This window comes from Streptomyces sp. BJ20 (assembly GCF_022869105.1).
Taxonomy (GTDB): Bacteria; Actinomycetota; Actinomycetes; order Streptomycetales; family Streptomycetaceae; genus Streptomyces; species Streptomyces griseoincarnatus.
Map to the genome: position 1 here is coordinate 3,022,274 of NZ_CP094918.1, position 23,879 is coordinate 3,046,152.

The 23,879-nt window shown below is 72.7% G+C and carries 18 protein-coding genes and 1 pseudogene; 11 read left to right on the plus strand and 8 right to left on the minus strand.

Going from position 1 to position 23,879, the window contains the following annotated elements; genetic code table 11:
- The first annotated feature begins 120 nt into the window (after window positions 1-120).
- From MTR79_RS13660 to MTR79_RS13680, 5 genes are all read left to right on the plus strand, one after another.
- Entirely contained in the window at window positions 121-2,739 is a 2,619-nt protein-coding gene (locus MTR79_RS13660; protein ID WP_244793159.1) for a PA14 domain-containing protein, read from the plus strand.
- Between the two features lie 250 nt (window positions 2,740-2,989).
- Window positions 2,990-4,417: a wax ester/triacylglycerol synthase family O-acyltransferase gene (locus MTR79_RS13665; RefSeq protein WP_244790387.1), complete on the plus strand. Its 1,428-nt coding sequence runs from the start codon at window positions 2,990-2,992 to the stop codon at window positions 4,415-4,417.
- Between the two features lie 103 nt (window positions 4,418-4,520).
- A complete protein-coding gene (locus MTR79_RS13670) occupies window positions 4,521-6,014 on the plus strand; it encodes an SDR family NAD(P)-dependent oxidoreductase (protein ID WP_086702765.1) in 1,494 nt (497 codons plus the stop codon).
- Window positions 6,015-6,449: 435 nt separating this feature from the next.
- Complete coding sequence (locus MTR79_RS13675) at window positions 6,450-6,623, plus strand: hypothetical protein (protein WP_102638571.1); 174 nt, start codon at window positions 6,450-6,452, stop codon at window positions 6,621-6,623.
- A 52-nt stretch (window positions 6,624-6,675) separates the two neighbouring features.
- Window positions 6,676-7,155, plus strand: coding sequence for a GNAT family N-acetyltransferase (locus tag MTR79_RS13680; RefSeq protein ID WP_086702763.1), 480 nt, complete (start codon window positions 6,676-6,678; stop codon window positions 7,153-7,155).
- 12 nt (window positions 7,156-7,167) lie between these two features.
- Here MTR79_RS13680 and MTR79_RS13685 read toward each other — a convergent pair whose 3' ends face one another.
- Entirely contained in the window at window positions 7,168-7,563 is a 396-nt protein-coding gene (locus tag MTR79_RS13685) for a VOC family protein (RefSeq protein WP_086702762.1), read from the minus strand.
- A gap of 430 nt (window positions 7,564-7,993) precedes the next feature.
- On the opposite strand from MTR79_RS13685, the gene MTR79_RS13690 reads away from it, so the two are divergent.
- Window positions 7,994-11,014, plus strand: a complete 3,021-nt coding sequence (locus MTR79_RS13690; RefSeq protein ID WP_244790389.1) for a glycoside hydrolase family 38 C-terminal domain-containing protein — start codon at window positions 7,994-7,996, stop codon at window positions 11,012-11,014.
- 99 nt (window positions 11,015-11,113) lie between these two features.
- Window positions 11,114-12,106, plus strand: coding sequence for an aldo/keto reductase (locus MTR79_RS13695; RefSeq protein ID WP_244790391.1), 993 nt, complete (start codon window positions 11,114-11,116; stop codon window positions 12,104-12,106).
- Between the two features lie 7 nt (window positions 12,107-12,113).
- Here the strand turns inward: MTR79_RS13695 and MTR79_RS13700 are convergent.
- A pseudogene (locus tag MTR79_RS13700) lies at window positions 12,114-12,245 on the minus strand (helix-turn-helix domain-containing protein); the annotation flags it as partial.
- A 5-nt stretch (window positions 12,246-12,250) separates the two neighbouring features.
- On the minus strand, window positions 12,251-13,672 hold the full coding sequence (locus tag MTR79_RS13705) for a lipase maturation factor family protein (RefSeq protein ID WP_244790393.1): 1,422 nt from the start codon (window positions 13,670-13,672) through the stop codon (window positions 12,251-12,253).
- Between the two features lie 172 nt (window positions 13,673-13,844).
- Here MTR79_RS13705 and MTR79_RS13710 point away from each other — a divergent pair, with 172 nt between their 5' ends.
- The gene (locus MTR79_RS13710) at window positions 13,845-15,980 is read left to right on the plus strand and encodes a SpoIIE family protein phosphatase (RefSeq protein ID WP_244790395.1); all 2,136 of its coding nucleotides are present in this window, start codon (window positions 13,845-13,847) and stop codon (window positions 15,978-15,980) included.
- 31 nt (window positions 15,981-16,011) lie between these two features.
- The gene (locus MTR79_RS13715; RefSeq protein ID WP_244790397.1) at window positions 16,012-16,875 is read left to right on the plus strand and encodes a DNA-formamidopyrimidine glycosylase family protein; all 864 of its coding nucleotides are present in this window, start codon (window positions 16,012-16,014) and stop codon (window positions 16,873-16,875) included.
- A gap of 33 nt (window positions 16,876-16,908) precedes the next feature.
- Here the strand turns inward: MTR79_RS13715 and MTR79_RS13720 are convergent, their stop codons facing one another.
- The 3 genes from MTR79_RS13720 to MTR79_RS13730 all read right to left on the minus strand — a co-directional run bounded on the left by MTR79_RS13720 (window position 16,909) and on the right by MTR79_RS13730 (window position 18,930).
- The gene (locus tag MTR79_RS13720) at window positions 16,909-17,565 is read right to left on the minus strand and encodes a zf-HC2 domain-containing protein (RefSeq protein WP_086700857.1); all 657 of its coding nucleotides are present in this window, start codon (window positions 17,563-17,565) and stop codon (window positions 16,909-16,911) included.
- 172 nt (window positions 17,566-17,737) lie between these two features.
- Window positions 17,738-18,250 carry a hypothetical protein gene (locus MTR79_RS13725; protein WP_086700858.1) on the minus strand — a complete coding sequence of 171 codons (513 nt, stop codon included), beginning with the start codon at window positions 18,248-18,250 and terminating at the stop codon, window positions 17,738-17,740.
- A 134-nt stretch (window positions 18,251-18,384) separates the two neighbouring features.
- The gene (locus MTR79_RS13730; RefSeq protein WP_048455011.1) at window positions 18,385-18,930 is read right to left on the minus strand and encodes a sigma-70 family RNA polymerase sigma factor; all 546 of its coding nucleotides are present in this window, start codon (window positions 18,928-18,930) and stop codon (window positions 18,385-18,387) included.
- Window positions 18,931-19,141: 211 nt separating this feature from the next.
- Between MTR79_RS13730 and MTR79_RS13735 the strand changes: the two genes are divergently transcribed.
- Window positions 19,142-20,320 (plus strand): CapA family protein, encoded by a 1,179-nt coding sequence (locus MTR79_RS13735; RefSeq protein ID WP_244790399.1) that lies wholly within the window; start codon window positions 19,142-19,144, stop codon window positions 20,318-20,320.
- A 532-nt stretch (window positions 20,321-20,852) separates the two neighbouring features.
- Here MTR79_RS13735 and MTR79_RS13740 read toward each other — a convergent pair.
- Window positions 20,853-22,304, minus strand: a complete 1,452-nt coding sequence (locus MTR79_RS13740) for an amino acid permease (protein ID WP_244790401.1) — start codon at window positions 22,302-22,304, stop codon at window positions 20,853-20,855.
- Window positions 22,305-22,412: 108 nt separating this feature from the next.
- Entirely contained in the window at window positions 22,413-22,874 is a 462-nt protein-coding gene (locus tag MTR79_RS13745) for a universal stress protein (RefSeq protein WP_048455008.1), read from the minus strand.
- A gap of 147 nt (window positions 22,875-23,021) precedes the next feature.
- Between MTR79_RS13745 and MTR79_RS13750 the strand changes: the two genes are divergently transcribed.
- Window positions 23,022-23,861, plus strand: coding sequence for a polysaccharide deacetylase family protein (locus MTR79_RS13750; RefSeq protein ID WP_244790403.1), 840 nt, complete (start codon window positions 23,022-23,024; stop codon window positions 23,859-23,861).
- Window positions 23,862-23,879 lie beyond the last annotated feature (18 nt).

Here is a 23,879-nt window from a genome sequence, read left to right on the forward strand (position 1 = left end):
ATGGAGGGATCCGTGCTGTTATGCCAAGTGCTGTTCTTTGACAACGTTGTACGGGACCGACGACGCACAGAACAGAACATGCACAGCGAGAGCCGTCACTTCCTCACCGACGGAGGATCCGTGCGCATCAGACGACTCAGGAACCGTATCGCCCTTCTCCTGGCCACCGCGCTGGGCGTCACCGGCCTCACCGCGACCGGGCCCGCCTCGGCCGTCGCCGAGGACGGCCCCGCGGAGGTCCACGGGCTGAAGGGCGAGTACTGGACCCACTCCGCCCCAGGCGCCTTCGACTTCCACGAACTCAAGACCGTCGCCTTCGACCCTCAGCTCGACTTCGACAACCTGGAACCGCGCCTGAGCCTCACCACCGGCCAGGCCGACGACGTCAGCGTCCGCTGGACCGGCAAGCTCGTACCGGAGGCCACCGGCGCCCACACCTTCTCGGTCAGCTCCGACAACGGCTTCCGGGTGTGGGTCGACGGCGCCCTCGTCATCGACCACTGGATCGACGACTGGGACAACGAGCAGACCTCCGAGCCGGTCCAGCTCACCGCCGGCCGCGCCCACGACATCAAGGTCGAGTACTTCGAGCACTACGGCGGCTCCAACTTCCACCTGCGCTGGACCCCGCCCGGCGGCGCCGAGGAAGCGGTGCCCCGGACGGCGTTCCGCCTCCCGGACGGCTTCGACTACGACGGCGCCCTCGGCGCCACCGTCCTCGCCTCCGGACGCACCCTCAAGCTCGACTTCCCCGAGCCGCTCGCCACACCGCCCGCCGGCTTCACCGACCACCTCGACGCGGTCATCGGCGGCGCCCCGTGGTCGCTGACCGCGGCGGCACCCGACCCGGCCGACCCGAGGGCGCTGCTCGTCACCCTCGCCGAACCCGTCGTCGGCAACAGGACCGGCACCGCCCGCGGCAGCGCCGACGTCCGGTACGACGGCCAGGGCGGGCTGAAGGCCACCGACGGCGACCCCGTGGACGCCTTCCTCAGCAGCGGGCCCAACCACTCCACCCATGAGCTGCGCACCAAGTGGGCCGACGAGGTGGGCCCCGGCAACGCCCATCCCGAGTACCCCCGCCCGCAGCTCACCCGTGACGAGTGGCGCAACCTCAACGGCCGCTGGCAGTTCGCCGCCGCCGAGGAGGGCGAGCGTCCGCCCGTGGGCCGCACGCTGAAGGAACGCGTCCTGGTGCCCTACCCGGTGGAGTCCCAGCTCTCCGGGATCCAGCGGCACGAGGACCGCATGTGGTACCGCCGCACCTTCACCGTCCCGCGCGACTGGCACATCGGTTCCGCCAAGCGGCTGCGCCTCAACTTCCAGGCGGTCGACTGGCGTGCCGAGGTCTACGTCAACGGCACGAAGGTCACCGCGCACGAGGGCGGCTACGACAAGTTCTCCGTCGACGTGACCGACGCGCTGAAGCGGAGCGGCCCCCAGGAGCTGATCGTCGGCGTCTACGACCCGACCGACGCCGCCGACGGCGAGAACCCGCCGATGGGCAAGCAGCGCCTCGACCCGAGCGGCATCTGGTACACGCCCAGCTCCGGGATCTGGCAGACGGTCTGGATGGAGCCGGTCGCCCGCGACCACGTGGACTCCCTCCGGCTGATCCCCGACGTGCAGGGCGAACGGCTCACCGTCGAGGCCACGGGTGTCCGCGCCGGCCTGCCGGTGACGGCCACCGCGTACGACGGACGGCGCAAGGTCGCCACCGCCGCCGGGCGCACCGGGCAGCCGCTCACGCTGAAGATCAGGAAGCCGCGCCTGTGGTCGCCGGACGATCCGTTCCTGTACGACCTGAAGGTCCGTGTCGGAGCCGACCGCGTGAACAGCTACTTCGGCATGCGCTCCATCGCCGTGGAGAAGATCGACGGAGTGCCGCGCACGGTCCTCAACGGCAAGCCCGTCTTCCTGATGGCCACCCTCGACCAGGGATTCTGGCCCGACGGCCTGCACACCGCGCCCACCGACGAGGCCCTCGCGTACGACCTCAAGGCGCACAAGCAGCTCGGCTTCAACTCGGTGCGCAAGCACATCAAGGTCGAACCCGACCGCTGGTTCTACTGGGCCGACCGCCTCGGCCTGCTGGTGTGGCAGGACATGCCCTCCATGCGGGACGCCCGCACCCCGGACGCCGAGGCCCGCGCCCGCTACGAGCGCGAGATGAAGGAGATGATCGACGAGCACATCAGCAGCCCGTCGATCGTCATGTGGGTCACCTTCAACGAGGGCTGGGGCCAGTACGACGTCGGCCGGATCGCCGCGCAGGCCAAGTCCTGGGACCCCAGCCGGCTGGTCAACAACCAGTCCGGGCTGAACCTGGGCGCCGACGGCGGCACCGGCGACATCATGGACGAGCACGGATACCCGAGCCCCGCCCTGCCGCCCCGCCCGGACGGCGAGCGCGCCCTGGTCAGCGGCGAGTACGGCGGTCTCGGCCTCGCGGTGCCCGGCCACGCCTGGCCCGTGCAGCAGTCGTACGTCGACGTCGACCCGGCGACCTACACCGACGACTACCTCACCAAGCTCGACGAGGTGCGGGCGCTGGTGTGCCGGGGCAGCAACGGCGCCGTCTACACCCAGATCTCCGACGTGGAGGGCGAGCTGAACGGTCTGCTCACCTACGACCGGCGGGTGATGAAGCCCGACGTCGAGCGGGTGCGGGCCGCGCAGCGGGACCTGATCCGGGACGCCTCCCGGGCCCGGCCCGCGGGCTGCCCGGCCACGGACTGACGGGCCGTAGTAAGAGGACCCACCCGTCCGGGCGGCGTGCGTTCGGGTGGCGTCCGTCACCCCGCCGGACGGCGAGGACGTCCCCTGGGCCCCGCACCTGAGGACGACTCCGCCCCTTTCGCCGTAACAGCGGAAGGGGCGGAGACGTCACATGCTGTTAACTAGGGGTAGCCAGATCGTACTTGACCGTAATCGGCCGGGAGCGATTGACTGCTGATCCGTTCCCGTCGTCGATGCGAGGCCCCCGCCCATGACCGCAGACCCGCTCGCCCCCCTCGACCTCGCGTTCTGGAACCTCGAGTCCGCCGGGCACCCCATGCACCTCGCGGCGCTCGGCGTCTTCACCGCCGGCTCGCCTTCCGCGGCCGCGCACGCCGCGGACCTGCTCGCCGCGCGGTCCGCCGCGGTGCCCGGGCTGCGCATGCGCATCCGCGACACCTGGCAGCCGCTCGGGCTGCGGCGCTCACTCTCGGCGCTGCGCCGCTCCCTGCCCGCCCCCGGTGAACCCCTCACGGCAGCGCTGGGCCGCCCGCTCACCTCCGTCGTCCGCGGCTCGCTCGCCTTCGGCGGCGCCGCACGGGAGGCCGACCCCGGCTTCGACCCCCTCGACCACGTCCGGCTGCACGAGCCGGTCGCCGACTTCCACGCCGCCGCCGGTGACCTGATGGGGCGCCCCCTGGAGCGCACCCGTCCGCCGTGGGAGGCGCACGTGCTGCCGGAGGAGGGCGGCGCCCGCTTCGCCGTCCTGTTCAAGTTCCACCACGCCCTCGCCGACGGACTGCGCGCCCTCACCCTCGCCGCCGCGCTGATGGACCCGACGGACCTGCCCACGCCCCGGCCGCGGCCCGCCGAGCCGACCCGCGGGGTCGTCCCGGACGTCCGCGAGGTGCCCGGCATGGTGCGCGACGCCCTCGCCGAGGCCGGCCGGGCCCTGGACATCGGCGCCGCCGTCGCCAGGTCCACCCTCGACATGCGCTCCTCGCCGGCCCTCACCTGCGCGCCCAGCGGCACCCGCCGCACCGCCGGTGTCGTCGTCGACCTCGACGACGTCCACCGCATCCGCAAGAGCGCCGGCGGCACCGTCAACGACGTCCTCATCGCGGTCGTCGCCGGCGCGCTGCGCCGCTGGCTCGACGAGCGCGGCGACGGCAGCGACGGCGTCGCCCCGCGCGCCCTCGTCCCCGTCTCCCGGCGTCGCCCCCGCACCGCCCACCCGCAGGGCAACCGGCTCTCCGGGTACTTGATAAGGCTCCCGCTCGACGAGAAGGACCCGGTCACCCGCCTGACCCGGGTCCGCACCGCCATGGACCGCAACAAGGAAGCGGGCCCGCACCGTGGCGCGGGCGCGGTCGCGCTGCTCGCCGAGCACGTGCCGCCGCTCGGCCACCGGCTCGGCGGACCGCTGCTCGGTCAGGCGGCCCGGCTCTGGTTCGACGTCCTGGTCACCAGCGTGCCGCTGCCAGGCTTCGGCCTGCGCCTCGGAGGCGACCCGCTCGGCGCGGTGTTCCCGCTCGCGCCGCTCGCCCCCGGCCACTCCCTGGCGGTCGCCGTCTCCACCTACCGGGGACGCGTCCACTACGGTCTGGTGGCCGACGGCGCGGCCGTGGACGACCTCGACCTGCTCGCCCGCGCGGTGACCGAGGAGGTGACGGCACTCACCGTCGCCTGCGCTCACTGAGCGCAGCGGTTTGGTGCTGCGGCCCGGCGCTCCGTAAAATCCCCCGTTCGACAGCGGACGCGGACGGAGCGCCGCGCGAACCGAAGCGGGAACGGCAGCGGCGATGACGGTGACACAGGACGGCCCCGGGACCACGGACGAGGTGGCGTACGGGCCGGGCATCGACCCGGAGCGGCTGGCCGTCTGCCTGAGCGTGCTCGAGGAGCTCGACAAGATCGACGTGGACCACCCGGACGCGATCAAGGTGCGCCGGGCCACCTCGCACATCTACCGCACGGTCAAGCAGCGCCGCCGCCAGGAGCGCCGGGCAGCCAAGACCGCGCACGACAAGGCGGTCACCGAGGCCACCGCCACCGGCTCCGCCCAGCGCATCGACGACGAGACCGAGGGCATCCTGCCCTCCTCCCGTGTCGAGCCGGGCCGTATCGCGGGCATACTCCAGCGCCCCCGCTCCTGCTACGTCTGCAAGACCCGGTACGTCGAGGTCGACTACTTCTACCACCAGCTCTGCCCGGAGTGCGCCGACGAGAACCGGGCCCGCCGCGAGGCCCGCGCCGACCTCAGCGGCAAGCGGGCGCTGCTCACCGGCGGCCGCGCCAAGATCGGCATGTACATAGCGCTGCGGCTGCTGCGCGACGGCGCCCACACCACGATCACCACGCGCTTCCCGAAGGACGCCATCCGGCGCTTCAAGGCGATGGACGACTCCGCGGACTGGATCGACCGTCTGGAGGTCGTCGGCATCGACCTGCGGGACCCCGGCCAGGTCGTCGCGCTCGCCGACCAGGTCGCGGAGCAGGGCCCGCTGGACATCCTGATCAACAACGCCACCCAGACCGTGCGCCGGCTGCCCTCCGCCTACGCCGCGCTCGTCGAGGGCGAGAGCGCCCCGCTGCCGGCCGGCGAGCTGCCCGCCCACCACGTCATCGGCGCCTTCAACTCCGGTGCGGTGGACGGCCTCACCGCGCTGCCCGCCGGGACGAGCGGCCTGGACGCCCAGGCGGTGGCCGACCTCGCCCTGGTCGCCGGCAACGCCAGCGTGGAGCGGCACCGGGACGGCACCGCCATCGACGCGGGGGGCCTGCTGCCGGACGTCGTCGACTCCAACACCTGGGTGCAGACGATCGAGCAGATTTCCCCGGTGGAGCTGCTGGAGACCCAGCTGTGCAACTACACGGCGCCGTTCATCCTGATCAGCAAGCTGCGCCCGGCGATGGCCGAGGCGGCCAGCCGTGCGTCCTCGAAGCGCGCCTACGTGGTCAACGTGTCCGCGATGGAGGGCGTCTTCGCCCGCGGTTACAAGGGCGCGGGACACCCCAACACCAACGCGGCCAAGGCGGCCATGAACATGGTGACGCGGACCAGCGCGCAGGAGATGTTCGACTCCGACCGGATCCTGATGACCTCGGTCGACACCGGCTGGATCACCGACGAGCGCCCGCACTTCGACAAGCTGCGCCTCGCCGAGGAGGGCTTCCACGCCCCGCTCGACCTGGTCGACGGCGCGGCCCGCGTCTACGACCCGATCGTGCGCGGCGAGGAGGGCGAGGACCTGTACGGCGTCTTCCTGAAGGACTACGCGCCCGGCCGCTGGTGAGCATCCGGCCACCCCGAGCACACCGACGACGGCCGGCGGCGCCCGGACCGCGCCCCGGCCGTCCGGACTTGTCCGGTACTTCGGGACGCGCGTACTCCGATCGAGTGAGCTACGGTGCGCATTCTGTCACGACATGCCTGGACATAGCGCCTGATGATGGGCGATCCGTCATGTGATTGTTACAGCCAGTTTGCAGCCCCATCGAGCAGGGGGCCGCTCATTTGGTTAATCTGAGGCGGACGGACAGCAGTAAGGGTCCTACCCGCACCCACGATCCGTCATGGGACTGCCGGTTCACCACGGCCCGCTCTCCCTCGAACGACCGGCGCCACCGCGTCCGAACGGTATTGGACTCAGACCCGCTCGGGCGTCGGGCGCCGGCCGCAGGGCCGACACGGTACGTCCCGAGGGTGACCGACACATAAGGAGTGCGCGGTGACACCGGAGCAGACGAAACTCGAACAGCGCCCCGAAAAACCCATGGAGCGTTCCGGCCGCCGACCGGGGGAACTGGGAAGCCTCGACGTGTGGGCCCGCTCGGCCCCCATCCGCCTCGCCGGGTACGAGGAGGACCTCGCGGAGCCGCACATCCTCCCCAGCGTCGACTGACACGTCACCCCCTCGCACTCCCGCCCGCACCGGGCGTGCCAGACTCGCATCCATGCTGATCAGGGAAGCGCGTCCGGACGACTGGGCCCGCATCTGGCCGTTCTGGCACCGCATCGTCGCGGCGGGCGAGACCTACACCTGGGACCCGGGCACCTCCGAGGAGGACGCCCGGGCCCTGTGGATGAGCCCCGCGAAACGGGTGTACGTCGTCGAGGACGACGGGACCGTCGTCGCCTCCGCCTATCTCACCCCCAACTACGGCGGCCCAGCCGCCCGCATCGCCAACGCGGGCTTCATGGTCGACCCCGACCGGGCGGGCCGCGGGACCGGACGGCTGCTGGCCGAACACGTGCTGGCCGAGGCGCGCGACGCCGGGTACCGGGGCATGGTGTTCAACGCCGTCGTCGAGACCAACCCCGCGGTGAAGCTGTGGAGTTCGCTCGGCTTCACCGTCCTGGGCACGGTCCCGGACGCCTTCGACCACCCCCGGCACGGCCGGGTCGGGCTGCACGTCATGTACCGGTCGCTCTGACCGGGGGCAGACTCAGGGCCGGACGTACGGCCGGGTCATGATCTCCATGTTGTGGCCGTCCGGGTCCTCGAAGTACGCCCCCTTGCCGCCGAACAGGTTGTTCACGCGTCCCGGTTCGGTGTGCCGCGGGTCGGCGTAGTACGTCACCCCGGCCTCCTCCAGGCGCGCGACCATGGCGTCGAACCCCTCTTCGGGCACCAGGAAGGCGTAGTGCTGGGACTGCACGGGCTCGTCGCGCAGCTCGTAGTAGTCCAAGGTCACGCCGTTGCCCAGGTCCACCGGCAGGAACGGCCCGAACGGCGCCCCCACCTCCAGACCCAGGATCCCGGCGAGGAACTCGGCGGAGTGTCTGCGGTCACGGGCGTACACGGCGGTGTGGTTCAACTCGATGTGCGGTGCTGCGGGCATGGTCGCCTCTCGTCTCCGGTGTCGGTGTGCCGTTCCCCGCCGGCGGAAGCACGACGGGTGGAAGGAACGACCGACGACGGAGGCGCGCGCGCCCGCCCCGGACTCACTCCGGAGCCGGGAGCGCCTTTCGTGAACGGCTCAAGGCCGACCCGGCAGTCACGCGCCCGACCCTAGTTCGTGAGTGCGGGGCGGGGCAACGGGATACGACGGCCGACCGGTTCGCCTCCCCCCGGTCGGCCGGAGCCCGCGTTCGCAGACCCGTGCCGGCGCAGAGGCCGTGGCACGGCGTCCTGTGCCCGCTGACCTGCCCGTGCGCGCGTTGGGGCGGGGGCGGTTCGAGGGAGGTGTGGGAGGGGAGTTGTACCCGGGGGTCCCGTCTCGCGGGCGGGATCCCGTACGGCAGCGAACGGCCACAACCATGGAGCGCCGCATGCATGACGACCGCACCCTGGTCGAAGCCCGTCTGAGGCGGGTCCTCGACGAGCGCGTCCGACCCGCCGTGTACCCCGAGTCCGTCCCCCTGGAAGTGGCGGTGTGGCACGCGCCGGGGGAACCGGTCCCGGTCGCCGAGGGGCTGGCCGCCGACTCCGAGCCGATCACCGTGGGCTCCCGCTGGGGAGCGCCGTGGGGCACCAGCTGGTTCCGGGTGACCGGCACCGTCCCCGAGGCGTGGGCCGGCCGCACCGTGGAGGCGATCCTCGACCTCGGCTTCGACGAGAACATGCCCGGGTTCCAGTGCGAAGGGCTGGTGTACCGCCCCGACGGCACGCCCGTGAAGGGCCTCAACCCGCGCAACCAGTGGGTGCGGATCGGCGCTCCCGTCCGGGGCGGGGAGGAGGTCCGCCTGCACGTCGAGGCCGCCTCCAACCCCGTCATCATGGACTACCGCCCGTTCACGCCGACCCCGCTCGGCGACCTGGAGACCGCGGGCAGTGACCCCCAGTACACCCTGACCCGCATGGACCTCGCCGTTCTGGACGAGACCGTGTGGCACCTGGTGACCGATCTGGAGGTGCTCGGCGAGCTGATGGCCGAGCTGCCCGTCGACTCGCCCCGCCGCTGGGAGATCCTCCGCGCCGTCGAGCGCGCCCTGGACGCCGTCGACCTCCAGGACGTCAACGGCACAGCCGGACAAGCCCGTTCACGCCTCACGGAGGTGCTCTCCGCGCCCGCCGTGCCGTCCGCGCACCGCATCAGCGCCGTCGGGCACGCGCACATCGACTCGGCCTGGCTGTGGCCCCTGCGTGAGACCGTGCGCAAGGTGGCCCGCACCGCCGCCAACATGACCGCCCTCCTCGACGACGAGCCCGACTTCGTCTTCGCCATGTCCCAGGCCCAGCAGTGGGCGTGGATCAAGGAGCACCGGCCCGAGGTGTGGGCGCGGGTCAAGAAGGCGGTGGCCGACGGACGGTTCGTGCCGGCCGGCGGCATGTGGGTGGAGTCCGACACCAACATGCCGGGCTCCGAGGCCATGGCCCGGCAGTTCGTGCACGGCAAGCGGTTCTTCCTCGACGAGTTCGGCGTGGAGAACGACGAGGCCTGGCTGCCGGACACCTTCGGCTTCGCCGCCGGACTGCCCCAGATCATCAAGGCCGCGGGCTCCACGTACCTGCTCACGCAGAAGATCTCCTGGTCCCGCACCAACAGTTTCCCGCACCACACCTTCCGCTGGGAGGGCATCGACGGCACCCGGATCTTCACCCACTTCCCGCCCGTCGACACCTACAACTGCTCCATGCGCGGCGCCGAGATCGCCCACGCCGTCCGCAACTTCAAGGACAAGGGCAGCGCCCGGCACTCCCTCGCGCCCACCGGCTGGGGCGACGGGGGCGGCGGCACCACCCGCGAGATGGTCGCCAAGGCCGCCCGGCTCCGCGACCTCGAAGGATCGGCCACGGTCACCTGGGAGACCCCGTCCGCCTTCTTCGCCAAGGCCGCGGCGGAGAACCCCGAACCGCCCGTCTGGGTCGGCGAGCTGTACCTCGAACTGCACCGCGCCACGCTCACCAGCCAGGCCGGCACCAAGCAGGGCAACCGACGCAGCGAGCATCTGCTCCGGGAAGCCGAACTGTGGGCGGCCACGGCCGCCGTGCGCACCGGCTTCCCCTACCCGTACGCGGACCTGGACCGGATCTGGAAGACGGTGCTGCTGCACCAGTTCCACGACATCCTGCCGGGCTCCTCCATCGCCTGGGTGCACCGCGAGGCCCGCGCCACGTACGCCCGGGTCGCCGACGAGCTGAACGCCGTCGTCGACGCCGCCCAGCGGGCTCTGGCAGGCGAGGGCGGTGTGCCGCTGGTCTTCAACGCGGCCCCGCACACCCGCGCCGGCGTCCCGGCGGGCGGCGCACGCCCGGCCGAGGCGCCCGGACGCACCACGCACACGGAGCGCCCCGACGGCGGACACGTCCTGGACAACGGCCTGCTGAGGGTCGGCATCGACGCCCGGGGCCTGGTCGACTCCGCCGTCGACCTGGCGAACGACCGCGAGACCATCGCCCCCGGCCGCACCGGCAACGTGCTCCAGCTGCACCAGGACCTGCCGAACATGTGGGACGCCTGGGACGTCGACGAGTTCTACCGCAACACCGTCACCGACCTCACCGACGCGGACGAGGTCACCCCCGGTGACGACGGCGCCTCGGTGCGGATCGTCCGCACCTTCGGCGACTCCCGCGTGACGCAGGTGCTGTCGCTGGCGCCGGGGGAGAAGCGCCTGGTGGTGGACACCGAGGTCGACTGGCACGAGACGGAGAAGTTCCTCAAACTCGCCTTCCCCCTGGACCTGCACACCGACCGCTACGCCTCGGAGACGCAGTTCGGCCACTTCTTCCGCCCCACCCACACCAACACCTCGTGGGAGGCCGCCAAGTTCGAGGCGTGCAACCACCGCTTCGTCCACCTCCAGGAGCCCGACTGGGGCGTCGCCGTCGTCAACGACGGCACGTACGGCCACGACGTGACGCGCGCGGTCCGCACCGACGGCGACGGCGGCACGACCACCACCGTCCGCGTCTCCCTGCTGCGCGCCCCGCGCTTCCCCGACCCGGAGACCGACCAAGGCGTCCACCGCTTCCGGCACGCCCTGGTCCCCGGCGCGTCCATCGGCGACGCGGTACGCGAGGGCTGGCGGATCAACCTGCCCGAGCGGCGCCTCGACGGGGCCGCCGAGGTGACGCCGCTGGTGAGCGTCGACCAGGACTCCGTCGTGGTCACGGCGGTCAAGCTCGCCGACGACGGCAGCGGCGACGTCGTGGTCCGCTTCCACGAGGCGCACGGCGCCCGCGCCCGCGCCACGCTCACCGCCGGTTTCCCGGTTGTCGGCGTGGACGTGACCGACCTGCTGGAACGCCCCCTCGCGGACACGGATCCGCCCGCCGTCGACGACGGGCGGATCGCCGTACGGCTGCGGCCCTTCGAGCTGAGGACGCTGCGGCTGAGGCGGGCCTGACCGGGCGGCGGGGGCTCCGGCCGCCGCCCGGTCAGGCGGTCGAGGGCCCCGTATGCTCGGCCGCGTCCGGTCCGTGATCACGACAAGGAGCAGCCCGGCATGAGTGACCCCGGAGTCCCGACGGGCCCGTCCGAGCCGGTCCGCCGGAGACTCGGCCGCAGCGGTGTGGAGATCACCCCGCTCGCCCTCGGCACCTCGGGCATCGCCAACCTCTACACCCCCGTCACCGAGGAGCAGGCGCGGGAGGCGGTGCGGGCCGCGCTGCGGCGGGGCATCCGCTACTTCGACACCGCCCCGCACTACGGTCTCGGCCTCGCCGAACGCCGGCTGGGCGCCGTCCTGCGGGAGTTGCCCCGCGACACCTACACGGTGTCCACCAAGGTGGGCCGCCGTCTCGAACCGTCCGACGCGGGCGGCGACGACCTCGCCCACGGCTTCGCCGTGCCCGCCACCCACCGCCGCGTCTGGGACTTCAGCGCCGACGGCGTCCGGCGCTCCCTGGAGGCGAGCCTGGAACGCCTCGGCCTCGACCGCGTGGACGTCGTCTACCTCCACGACCCCGACGACCACGGGGACCAGGCCTTCCGCGAGGCCTACCCGGCCCTCGAACGGCTCCGCTCCGAGGGCGTCGTCGGAGCCATCGGCGCCGGCATGAACCAGACCGCCATGCTCACCCGCTTCGTCCGCGACACCGACATCGACGTGGTGCTGTGCGCGGGCCGCCACACCCTGCTCGACCACAGCGCGGCCGTCGAGCTGCTGCCCGCCGCACTGGACCGCGGGATGTCCGTCGTCGTCGGCGGTGCCTTCAACTCCGGTCTTCTGGCCGACCCACGGCCGGGCGCCACCTACGACTACGCGACCGCCCCCGCAGCCCTCCTGGAGCGCGCCCTGCGGATCAAGGAGGCCGCCGAGCGGCACGGCACCTCGCTGCGCGCCGCGGCCCTGGCCCACTGCGCCGCCCACCCGGCGGTCACCGCCGTCCTGGTCGGCGCCCGCTCGGCCGCCGAGGTCGACGACTGCGCCGACCGCTTCGAAGAACCCGTCCCCGACGCCCTGTGGGAGGAACTGCGCGCCACCGGCCTGCTGTGAACCCCGGTCACCGCGCGTGCGTGCCCGGCGTGTGCCCGAACGCACGGCGGAACACGTCGATGAAGGCGCTCGTGGACGATCATCCGCACCGGTGCGCCACCTGCGTCACCGGGGTCCGCTCGGCCAGCAGGACCAGCGCGCGGCTCAGGACTTCCGCGTGCTCCCGGCCAGCCGGGTCGGCGGGAAGAACTCCCGCACACAGGTCCGCTCCCAGCACGCGCCCGTCTCGCGCAGCTCCCGCCAGGTGGTGAAGCGGTAGCGGAACAGACGGGCGCGGATGTGGCGGGGCGGGGCGTCAGCCGGGAAGGGGGAGCGGCGCAGCAGGCGGAGCGTGTCGGGATCGTTCTCCAGCAGCCGCTCCACCAGCCCGCCGAACCAGGGGCTCGCGTACGCCGGGGACAGCGCCGCGAACCACATCAGCCAGTCGAGCCGCAGGTGGTACGGCGCGAACTGGCGCGGCCAGCGCCGGGGGTCGCCCGGCTTGCCCTTGAACTCGTACTCCCGCCACTCGGAATCCTCCCGGGGCGTCTCGTCCGCCGTGCCCTCCAGCACCACCTCGTGCCGCACCCGGCTCACGGTGCCGAACGCCCCGTAGGTGTTCACCAGGTGCAGCGGGTCGAAGGAGCGGTTCATGACCTGGCGCCGCGAGAGCATGTTCCGCACCGGCGCGTGACTGAGCGCGAGCAGCAGCGCGGACACGGCGAGCACGACCACCACGTACCAGAGCGGGGCGTCGCCCACCGGCGGCGGATCGGACGGCCAGGCCACGGCGGGCAGCGCCAGCACGACGGTGATCCAGTTCAGCCAGGCGAAGTTCCCGGACAGCACCAGCCACAGCTGGGTGACGATCATCAGCGCGGCGGCCGCCGACGCGACCGGCTGCGGCGCGAACAGCAGGAACGGCACCACCAGCTGCGTGACATGGTTGGCGGCCGTCTCGACGCGGTGCAGCGGCTTCGGCAGGCGGTGGAAGAACCAGCTCAGCGGCCCCGGCATCGGCTGGGTCTCGTGGTGGTGGTCCAGACAGGTGAGGCGGCGCCAGCACTCGTCGCCGCGCATCTTGATCAGCCCGGCGCCGAACTCCACCCGGAACAGCACCCACCGCAGCAGGAACAGCACGACGACCGGCGGCGCCACCTCGTCGTTGCCGAGGAACACGCCGAGGAAACCCACCTCCAGCAGCAGCGACTCCCAGCCGAACGCGTACCAGGTCTGCCCCACGTTCACGATCGACAGGTAAAGCGCCCACGGCACGAGCCACAGCAGCATCGCCGCCCACAGGGGCACGAGCGAGTCCGCCCCCGCGAGCAGCGCCGCCGCCACCGCGCACCCCGTCCACGCGCACCCCGCGAAGAAGCGGTCCGAGTAGTGCAGGTGGAACAGGCTGGGGGAGCGCCGCGCCGGCACCCGCGCCACGAAGCGCGGCACCGGCAGCATGCCCCGCTCCCCGACCAGCGCGCGGAACTGCAGCGCCGCGGCCAGGAACGCGACCAGGTAGAGCGCGGCCAGCCCCTTCTGGAAGACCAGCCGGCTCGTCCAGTACTCGGCCGCGCCGAACCACTCCACGTCCGCACCCTCCCTCCTGCACCGGCCCGCCGGACGGGCTCCGGCCCGCTCCCGGGCCCCGTGGCGCCCTACTGCCTGTGACTTCCCGTGTACCACCGGGCGTCCCGGGATACCCGTGCCCCCAGGTGCCCCAGCGGTCGAAGAATCGCCCGAATCCTGGCAAGGTGGCCCCATGGCTGATCGGGGAGCGAGCCCCCTGTCACTCCCGGACGACTGGCCGGAACACCCGGATCCGATCCTGGCGCTCAACCGCATGGGCAGTTTCGACTGGGACCTGGACGCCGGGGTGATGCAGATGGACGCCCAGGCGCACGAGATCTTCGACGTGCGCCCCGACGAGTACGACGACCGGCCGGAGACCCTCGCCAACCGCGTCCCGCCCGCGGAGGCGCGGCGGCTGGACGCCGCCGTGGCCCGGGCGCTCAACACCGGCCAGGAGAACTACGGCGCCTACTTCCGCGTCCGCTGCCGCGACGGCTCCCTGCGCTGGACCCACACCCAGGGCTACATCCGGCGGGACAAGGCCGGCCGGCCCCGCCGCATCATCGGCATCGTCCGCGACGCCACGCAGGAGCTGCGCGAGAGCGGCGACCGGCGCGACCAGGCCCTCCAGGAGAACCTGCGCCGTCAGCAGACCAACGTGGTCCAGCTGACCACCGCCGCGCTCGCCCACGCCCGGACCGTGCGGGACGTCATCGACGTCCTCAAGGACACCCACGGCCTCACCCATCTGGGCGCGACCAGTCTGGTGATGGGGCTGGTCGAGGCCGGCCGCATCCGGCTCATCGCGGAGGGACCGGCGGGCAGCTTCGTGCCCGGCACCGAGCTCACCGGGATCGACGAGCGGTATCCGATGAGCGAGGCGGTCCGCACCCTCAGCCCGCGCTTCATCGAGTCCCCGGAGGAGTTCGCCGAGCGCTACCCGGAGCTGTGGCGGGGCATCACCGGGCTGAACATCACCTCGGCCGCCTATCTGCCGCTCATCGTGCAGGCCCGTCCGATCGGCGCGATGGGCCTGCTCTACAGCGACCGGCGCGGCTTCACCGCCGAGGAGCGCAACATCCTGGTCGCGCTCGGCAGCAGCATCTCCCAGAGTCTGCAGCGCGCGATGTTCTACGAGCAGGAGATGGACCTCGCGCAGGGGCTCCAGCAGGCCATGCTGCCCCGCACCATCCCCAGCGTGCCCGGCGCGGACCTCGCCGTCCGCTACCGCGCCGCCACCTTCGGCGGCTCCTTCGGCCGGGACATCGGCGGCGACTGGTACGACCTGATCCCCCTGCCCGGCAGCACCGCGGGCGGCAGCCGGGTCGGCGCCGTCATCGGCGACGTCCAGGGCCACGACACGCACGCCGCCGCCGTCATGGGCCAGCTCCGCATCGTGCTGCGCGCCTACGCCGCCGAGGGCCACACGCCCGCCACCGTCATGGCCCGCGCCTCGGTCTTCCTGAACGAACTCGACACCGACCGCTCCGCGACCTGCCTCTACGCCGAGGTCGACCTGGCCACCGGCGTCATCCAGGCGGTCCGCGCCGGGCACATCGACCCGATGGTGCGCCGCACCGACGGCTCCTGCCGCCGGGCCCCCGTGCCCGGCGGGCTGCCGCTCGGCCTGTCCGCCGAGTTCGGCGGGCTGGAGTACCCGGTGGGGCGGATCGAGCTGGAGCCGGGCGAGACGCTGGTGCTGTGCACCGACGGTCTGGTCGAGCAGCCCGGCGCCGACCTCGACGACGGCGTGGAGACCCTCGCCGCGCTGATCGCCGTCGGCCCCGACGACGTGCGCGACCTGGCCGACCGGCTGATCGAGGTGGCCGACGAGCGGGGCGGCGACGACGACGTGGCGCTGCTCCTGCTGCGCCGCCGGGAACCGGAGGGCCCGCGCTCCGGCGGCCGGCTCAAGCAGCTGGTGCCGCCCGGCGACCCGGAGGCGCTGTCCGACACCCGCCGCATGATCCGCACCGCGGCCGCCGCGTGGGGCGCCCGGGACCGGGCCGACGAGATCGAACTGGTCGCCGACGAGATGATCACCAACGTGCTCATGCACACCGAGGGGTCCGCGGAGGTCACGCTCCGGGTGCTCGACGGCGCCGAACGGCGGCTGCGCGTGGAGGTGGAGGACTCCTCAAGCGCCCTGCCGCGGCGCCGGGAGGCGGGCGAGGGCGGCGTCTCCGGCCGGGGCCTGCTGCTGGTGGAGACGCTCACCGACCTGTGGGGTGTCGAGGCGCGCGGCGGCGGCAAGTGCGTCTGGAGCGAGTTCGTTGCCGCGAAGGACCCGGGGCCGGCCGCCGGCGGGAAACCCGGCACGGGCTGAGGACGTCCGCCGTCGGTGGCACCCTTGACGCATGCCGGAACTCCCCGAGGTCGAGGCGCTCAAGGACTTCCTCACCGAGCACCTGACCGGCCACGAGATCGTCCGGGCGCTGCCCGTGGCGATCAGCGTCCTGAAGACCTACGACCCGCCGCTCACCGCCGTCGAGGGCCGCGAGGTCACCGCCGTGCGGCGGTACGGCAAGTTCCTCGCGCTGGCCACGGACGGCGGCCCGCACCTCGTCACCCATCTGGCGCGCGCGGGCTGGCTGCACTGGAAGGACCCGCTGCCCAGCGGCGTGCCCCGCCCCGGCAAGGGCCCGCTGGCCCTGCGCGTCGCGCTGGAGACCGGCGCCGGCTTCGACCTGACGGAGGCCGGCACGCAGAAGCGGCTCGCCGTGTACGTGGTGGGCGACCCGGCGGAGGTCCCGGGGATCGCGCGGCTCGGCCCGGACCCGCTGGCCGACGACTTCGACGAGGCGCGCCTGGCCGAGCTGCTCTCCGGGGAGCGCCGCCGGATCAAGGGCGCCCTGCGCGATCAGAGCATGATCGCGGGCGTCGGCAACGCCTACAGCGACGAGATCCTGCACGCGGCCCGCATGTCCCCGTTCAAGCTGGCCTCCTCGCTCACCCCGGAGGAGACCGCCCGGCTGTACGAGGCGCTGCGCACCACCCTCACCGACGCCGTGGAACGCTCGCGCGGGCTGGCGGCCGGACGGCTGAAGGCGGAGAAGAAGACCGGCCTGCGCGTGCACGGCCGCACCGGCGAGCCCTGCCCGGTGTGCGGGGACACCATCCGTGAGGTGTCCTTCAGCGACTCCTCGCTGCAGTACTGCCCCACCTGCCAGACGGGCGGCAAGCCGCTGGCCGACCGGAGACTGTCCCGCCTGCTGAGGTGACCCCCGCACACTTCCCGCCGCGGACCGCCGGGGTCACTCGGGCCGCAGCACCACCAGTGTCTCGCCCTGCGTGGAACGCACCTCGTACCGCTCGATGTCGTCGGAGCGCATCGCGGATCCGCCCGGGACGGTGTTGGGGCGGGCGTCGTGCCGGGGCACGGCCCAGTTCGTCATGACGTTCTCCGAGCCGTCGCGGCCGATGCCCACCAGGACGCAGTCGCGCGGTCCCGCCGCGTCCTTCACCCGCAGCTCCACGCTGCTGCCCCAGTCGCGGTCCTCGACCTTCACCTCGGCCCACACCCCGGAACGCTCGTCGGTCGCCTCCACGGTCAGCGGGCGCGGCCCGTCGTCGCCCCGCGCCACCACCGTGACCGCCGGGGCGGACACCGCGAGCACCACGGACGCGGCCAGCGCCAGCAGCATCCGGCGCCGTCCGACGCGCCGCCGGGCGGACACCTGGGTGAGCAGGCGGTCCAGCATCCGCGGCGAGGGCTGCGCCGCCGGGTGGACCGTGCGCGGGGTCGCGCTGCGGTAGAGCATCAACTGGCGTGTCGCGGGGCCGAACTCGGTCACCTGGACGGCGCAGCTGGGGCACTCCATGAGGTGGTCCTCGAAGCGGAACGCCTCCGCCTCGTCCAGCACGCCGAGCGCGTAGGCGCCGACGTCGCGATGCCTCTCCAGGGACCTCATGCCGAATCCTCGTGCCGTTGGGTGCGGGTGGGGTTACTCCTTGCTCCCACCGGTACGCACCAGGCAGCCGATCGACTCAGCGACGCACCGAATCGTGACCTAAGGATTCGGAGACCTCGGGCCCGCGGATTGGTCGGATTTTCCGCGGACCTCGGAACGGGCCCGGACGGCCCTAGAAGAGGTGGATGGCGAGGTGCCCGAGCGGCAGTCCGAGCTGCCACGCCGGCGTCCACACCTTCGGTCCCTCGTCCTCGCCGGCCGCCCCGCCGCCCGGCACCGCGTTCAGGTCCGGGGCCAGCAGCTCCGTCTCCCGCAGCCAGCGCCAGGCCTCCACGGCCAGCTCCAGGTCCGGGCCCGGAGCACCCCTGCCGGACCCGGCGGCGTCCGCGGCCAGGTCGTCCAGCCGCTCCTGCACCCACTCCTGCCACGGCTGGTCGTACGCGGTCAGCGACAGCCAGGTCTCCAGCTGGGTGATGACCCGGATGCCGGACAGTTCGCCGTCGGCGTCGGACAGGAAGACGGTCAGCGCCAGCGCGTCCCGGCCGGCCCGGAACTCCACGGACGTCGGCGGCATGAGGTCGCCGGTGCGCAGCAGCTCGTCCGCGATGTACTCGGCGTAGAACCAGGCCATGGGGACGGCGTGTCCGCCGTCGCCGTCCGTGCTCTCTCGACCTCTGTGCAGCATCCCTTCCTGCCTCCTCCGGTGCGTGCGCGTCGCCCGAGCCCGGATGTCCGGTCCGGAACACGGATGAGGACAGCCGATCCCCAACCGGGTTCCAGGGCAAGGCGCTTTACGGAGGTTTGACCCTACGGTCGGTTTCACCGCATGTCGGAGGCGTAGCCCGGAAGCACCCGGCGCAGGGCGCGCAGCGCGTAGTACGCGCGGGACTTCACCGTACCGGGCGGGATTCCGAGGGTGGCCGCCGCTTCCGCCACACTCGCCCCCTGGAAGTACACGAGCACCAGGACCTCACGGTGCTCGGGAGTGAGAGTCTTCACAGCCTCCCGCACGTCGAGCGTCGCGGCGGCCCGTTCCGCGTGGTCGGAGATCACCCGGGCGTTCTCCAGCACGGCGTCGCCTACCTCGGCGGGCCTCGCCTGCCGGGCCCGGCGCGCGTCGATGGCGAGCCGCCGCGCCACGGTCAGCAGCCAGGGGCGTACGGAGTCGAAGTTCTCGGCGCGCAGGGCCTCGGGATGCTGCCAGGCGCGCACCAGCGTCTCCTGGACCAGGTCCTCCGCGCGCTGCCGGTCCCCGTCGCAGAGCCGGAGCAGCAGCGCGAAGAGGGGCCGGCCGTGCTCCCGCTGGAGCGCGGCGAGCTCGTGCTCGGCGGTGGTCCCGTTCGTGAGTGTCATTCCGGCCGTCATGGCCGTATGGCAACGCACCCCGTCGCCGGGGGACAGGTCGCGCACAGGAGTGTGCGGCGGACGGTCGATCGCGTCGACGAACGGTTCGACGAACGGTCGGGACGGCCGTTCTCGCACGCCGGACGGCCTAAAGAGCGTGTCGGAGCGCCGTTCGCCGCAATGTGGCTTCTTACCTGTTTATCCATAAATACGACCACAGCGGGGTGACGTGATGATCGCACGCAGCAGACAGCTGGCCCTCCTCCTGACGGCCGTCCTCGCCGCGGGCGCCGCCTGCCAGGCCCGCGACCACACACCGCAGGCCCAGGGCCGTCCGGCCCCCTCGGCGACGGCCGACCGGGGCTTCACCCTGGTCGCGTCGGGCGACGTCCTGCCCCACACCTCCGTCATCGAGCAGGCCGCGTTCGACGCCGGGGGCGCCGGCCACGACTTCCGGCCGATGCTCTCCGGCATCCGCTCCGTCGTCGCCCCCGCGGACCTCGCCCTGTGTCACATGGAGACCGTGTACGGCGCCGACGGCGACTACAGCGGCTACCCCCTCTTCAAGTCACCGCCCGAGGTGGCCGCCGGCCTCGCCGCCACCGGCTACGACGGCTGCTCCACCGCCTCCAACCACACCCTGGACGACGGTGAGGAGGGAATCCGCCGCACCCTCGACGCCCTCGACCGGGCGGGCCTGCGCCACGCCGGCTCGGCCCGCTCCGCGCGGGAGGCCGCCGCACCGACCCTGCTGGACGCGGGCGGCGCCCGCGTCGCGCACCTCGCCTACACCTCCGACACCAACGGGATTCCGCTGCCGCCGGACCGGCCCTGGGCGGTGAACCTGATCGACGAGCGGCGGATCGTCGCCGACGCCCGTGCCGCCCGCAAGGCCGGGGCCGACGTCGTGGTGGTCTCCCTGCACTGGGGCACCGAGTGGCAGGACGCGCCCGACGACCTCCAGCTCTCCCTCGCCCGCTCCCTCACCGCCTCGAAGACCGGCGACCGCCCGGACGTCGACCTGATCCTCGGCACCCACGCCCATGTCCCGCAGGCGTACGAGAAGGTCAACGGCACCTGGGTCGTCTACGGCATGGGCGACCAGATCGCCGGCGAGATGACCAACCACGACGGGGTGCACGACCCGCGCGGCAACCAGTCCACCGTCGGCCGCTTCACCTTCTCGTCTCCGTCCCGCCCCGGCGGCCGCTGGGAGGTCACCCGCGCCGAGTTCGTGCCCCAGCTGTACGACGTCGACGCCGGCCGGGTCGTCGACCTCGACGCGGCCCTCGCCCGGGGCGCCGAACTGCACGCCGTCCGCGACCGCATCCGTGACGTGGTGTTCAGCAGGGGCGCGGCGAAGGACGGGCTCGTGATGGCGGGCGGGACGCGGACGGAGGGGGACGGCTGAGGCGTGCGCGCAGGACAGGAGAGCGGTCGTCCGAACGCCCACGACCAGGGGTGACGCCTCCGCATGCACGCCGCGACCGACCGGCCGCCCGTCCGCCACGGTGATGGCGTCACCCGGGCGTTCGGCCCGAGGTGACGTGGCGGACGCGCAGGTGAGGTGACCCGGCGGGGGCGGCACCGGCCGCCCGTCCGTGCCGGTCGTGTCGGCCGTCATGCCCTGGCCCCTCCGGAAGCCGTCGGCGACGGTCGCCGTCGGCCGCCTCGGGCCGTCGGCGGAACAGGAGGACGAGGGTGCCGAACAGGACGCCGCCCACGGCCCAGGCGGAGAGCACCCACCAGGCCGTGGCGGTGTGAGCCCCCCGAAGTAGGCGTAGTTACGGGTCCCTGGAACCGGCCGAACCGCACGCGGTCGCCGAGCACCTGGCCGGCGCCGTACCCGACGGCCGGACGGCGACCCTCGAGGGCACCGGCCACTACGCCGTGGAGCGCCCCGACGCGTTGCTGCGCGCCCTCCTCGACTTCCTGGAGTTCCTTCAGGAGCCCCGCTGGTCCTCCGTCCCGCCGGTGTCCTTCGACGCCCGCGCCAGCGCCGAACGCCGGTACGAGTAGCCGAAGTACACGACCAGGCCGACCGCGAACCACACCGCGAACCGTGCCCAGGTCTGCCACTGCAGGAACGTGATCAGCCAGATCGAGAACATCACCCCCACCGCGGGCACCACCGGCATGAACGGCGTACGGAAGGAGCGCGGCAGCTCCGGCTGCCGGTAGCGCAGCACGATCACCGCCGTGCACACCACCACGAACGCCAGCAGGATGCCGATGTTGGTCAGCTCGGCCGCCTCGCCGATCGGGAGGAACCCGGCGATGGCGGCCGACGCCACCCCCACGATCCAGGTGACCCGAGTCGGCACGTGCCGCGTCGGGTGGGTCCTCGCGAACCAGCGGGGCAGCAGCCCGTCCCGCGACATCGCGAACCACACCCGGGTCACGCCCAGCATGAACGTGAACATCACCGTGAGGATGCCGATGATGGCGCCCACCGCGATCACGTCCGCCAGCCCGGTCAGCCCCACCGACTTGAAGGCCGTGGAGAAGCCGCTCTCCGGGTCGATGTCCCTGTAGTCCTGCATGCCCGTCAGTACCAGGCAGGCCGCCACGTACAGCACCATCGAGATGATCAACGAATAGATGATCGCCTTCGGCATGTGCCGCTGGGCGTCCTTCGACTCCTCCGCCGCCGTCGACATGGCGTCGTAGCCGAACACCGCGAAGAACACCGTCGCCGCACCCGTGAACGCCCCGCCGACGCCGAACGGGAAGAACGGGTCGTAATGCGCCGCCCGGATGTGGAACACGCCGACTCCGATCACCAGCAGCACGACCGCCACCTTCAGCACCACGACGACCGTCTCGAAACGCGCCGCGTTCCTGATGCCGAGGTTCAGCAGCGCCGCGATCAGCAGACACAGCAGTGCCGCGAACAGATCGACCCGGTGCCCGTCCCCGGTGCCCGGCGCGCCCAGCATCCAGGCCGGGAGGTCCGCGCCCATCTCGTTCACCAGGAAGCTGAAGTAGCCGGAGATGCCGATCCCGACGACCGCGACGATCGCCGTGTACTCCAGCAGCAGGTCCCAGCCGATGAACCAGCCCGCCAGCTCGCCCAGCACCGCGTACCCGTACGTGTAGGCCGACCCCGCCTTCGGGATCATCCCCGCGAACTCCGCGTACGACAGCGCCGCCGCCGCGCTCGCCACACCCGCGATCAGGAAGGACAGCAGCACCGCGGGTCCTGCCGTGCCGTTCGCGACCGTCCCCGCGAGCGTGAAGATGCCCGCTCCGATGATGCCGCCCACGCCGATCGCGGTGAGCTGCCAGAGGCCCAGGGTGCGCTCCAGCCGCGGCCCCCGGCCGGCCTCCGTCTCCTCGATGCGCTCGATCGGTTTGCGGCGGAGGACTCCCTCGCCCGCCCGGAGACCGGCCATGCGCCTCACCTCTTCGCGTTCGGCAAGCGTCCGACGGGGGCTCATGATCCCCTCGTGACACCGCCGACGGAAGACACCACGCGAGCCGCGGGACTCGCCTTCACCGGACTACGGCACCACCGTCACCGGCCAGCGCCCGGCCTTCACCAGCCGCACCGCCACGGAACCGATGAACCGGTGCCCCGCCTGCTCGGACGCGCCCACCACCACCGCGTCCGCCGTGAGGTCGTCCGCCGCCTTCACCAGGCCGTTGTAAGGGTCGCCCCGGAAGGTGTGGAACTCCCAGCGCATGTCGAAGATCCCCTTGAGGCGCTCCATCGACTCCCGGATGTGCGCCGCCAGGTCCTGCGCTATCTCCTCCGTCGTGTCCGCCACCGGCGCGCCGAGAGCCGCCCCGCCCGCCAGCACCGGCTGCACGTACACGATGGCTAGCAGGGCTCCCTGACGCCGCGCCAGGCCCGCGGCGTAGGCCGCCGCGCGCAGCGACGAGTCGGAGCCGTCCACGCCGGCCACGATCACCTTCGGGCCGTCCGTGCCCCGTTCGAACCGATGGGACTGCTGTTCCGTCACGACCGCGAGGCTATCGGAGCGCCGCCCGGCCGGACACCGCGCGGTCCCCGGAAAACTCCGCCATATGCTGCGCCGATCAGGTGAAATCGTGCCGCCGCACCGGTGTCGTCGCGCTGTGCCGGACCTCCGCGGGGCGACTCATGAGTCATGCAGATGGATCAGTTGCTCACCCGGCGCCGGGCGTTGCTCGCCGGTGCCGCCACGCTGGGCGCGGCAGGCGTGGCCGCGGTGCTCGCGCCGGGGGCCGGGAACCGGGGCGCGCCCGCCTCCCCGCCCGCAGCCGGAGCGCCTGCGGCCCGCCGCCCGCTCAGGCCCTCCGAGTACCGGCTGAGGCCGCTGACCGGCTACGGCCCCCCGCGCACCCCGCCCGGCAGGACCCCGGTGCGCAAGGAGCCGCTGCTGAAGGTCCCGGACGACGGCCGCACGGTCGTGCTCACCTTCGACGACGGGCCCGACCCCCGCTACACCCCCGACATCCTCGACATCCTGGCCCGGCACGAGGTGCGCGCGATGTTCTTCGTGTGCGGCGAGATGGCCGGCTACACCCCGGACCTGCTGGCCCGCATGGCCGACGAGGGCCACGTCGTCGGCAACCACACCTGGTCGCACCCCCTGCTGACGAAACTCCGCCGCCGCACCATCCGCTCCGAGATGGAACGCACCAGCGACGTCGTGGAGAAGCACTACGGCGCCCGCCCGGAGTGGTTCCGCGCCCCCTACGGCGCCTGGAACCGGGCCGCCTTCGAGCTCGGCGCCGAACTGGGCATGGAGCCGCTCGCCTGGACCGTCGACACCCTCGACTGGACCGAGCCCGGCACCCGCACCATCGTCGGCCGGGTCGAGGACGGCGCCGCCCCCGGCGTCGTGGTGCTCTCCCACGACGCCGGGGGCGACCGCTCGCAGAGCGTGAAGGCACTGCGCTCCTATCTGCCGCACCTGCTGGACTCCGGCTACCACGTCACCGTGCCCCGCCGGGAGTACGTCTGAGAACGGCCGAGCCGTCTC

What these genes read in the sequence shown, in the direction of transcription:
- MTR79_RS13665 (WP_244790387.1), top strand. Translation starts at nt 2,990, where the DNA reads ATGACCGCAGACCCGCTCGCCCCCCTCGACCTCGCGTTCTGGAACCTC.
- MTR79_RS13670 (WP_086702765.1), top strand. Translation starts at nt 4,521, where the DNA reads ATGACGGTGACACAGGACGGCCCCGGGACCACGGACGAGGTGGCGTAC.
- MTR79_RS13680 (WP_086702763.1), top strand. Translation starts at nt 6,676, where the DNA reads ATGCTGATCAGGGAAGCGCGTCCGGACGACTGGGCCCGCATCTGGCCG.
- MTR79_RS13685 (WP_086702762.1), bottom strand. Translation starts at nt 7,563, where the DNA reads ATGCCCGCAGCACCGCACATCGAGTTGAACCACACCGCCGTGTACGCC.
- MTR79_RS13690 (WP_244790389.1), top strand. Translation starts at nt 7,994, where the DNA reads ATGCATGACGACCGCACCCTGGTCGAAGCCCGTCTGAGGCGGGTCCTC.
- MTR79_RS13695 (WP_244790391.1), top strand. Translation starts at nt 11,114, where the DNA reads ATGAGTGACCCCGGAGTCCCGACGGGCCCGTCCGAGCCGGTCCGCCGG.
- MTR79_RS13710 (WP_244790395.1), top strand. Translation starts at nt 13,845, where the DNA reads ATGGCTGATCGGGGAGCGAGCCCCCTGTCACTCCCGGACGACTGGCCG.
- MTR79_RS13715 (WP_244790397.1), top strand. Translation starts at nt 16,012, where the DNA reads ATGCCGGAACTCCCCGAGGTCGAGGCGCTCAAGGACTTCCTCACCGAG.
- MTR79_RS13720 (WP_086700857.1), bottom strand. Translation starts at nt 17,565, where the DNA reads ATGAGGTCCCTGGAGAGGCATCGCGACGTCGGCGCCTACGCGCTCGGC.
- MTR79_RS13725 (WP_086700858.1), bottom strand. Translation starts at nt 18,250, where the DNA reads ATGCTGCACAGAGGTCGAGAGAGCACGGACGGCGACGGCGGACACGCC.
- MTR79_RS13730 (WP_048455011.1), bottom strand. Translation starts at nt 18,930, where the DNA reads ATGACGGCCGGAATGACACTCACGAACGGGACCACCGCCGAGCACGAG.
- MTR79_RS13735 (WP_244790399.1), top strand. Translation starts at nt 19,142, where the DNA reads ATGATCGCACGCAGCAGACAGCTGGCCCTCCTCCTGACGGCCGTCCTC.
- MTR79_RS13740 (WP_244790401.1), bottom strand. Translation starts at nt 22,304, where the DNA reads ATGGCCGGTCTCCGGGCGGGCGAGGGAGTCCTCCGCCGCAAACCGATC.
- MTR79_RS13750 (WP_244790403.1), top strand. Translation starts at nt 23,022, where the DNA reads ATGCAGATGGATCAGTTGCTCACCCGGCGCCGGGCGTTGCTCGCCGGT.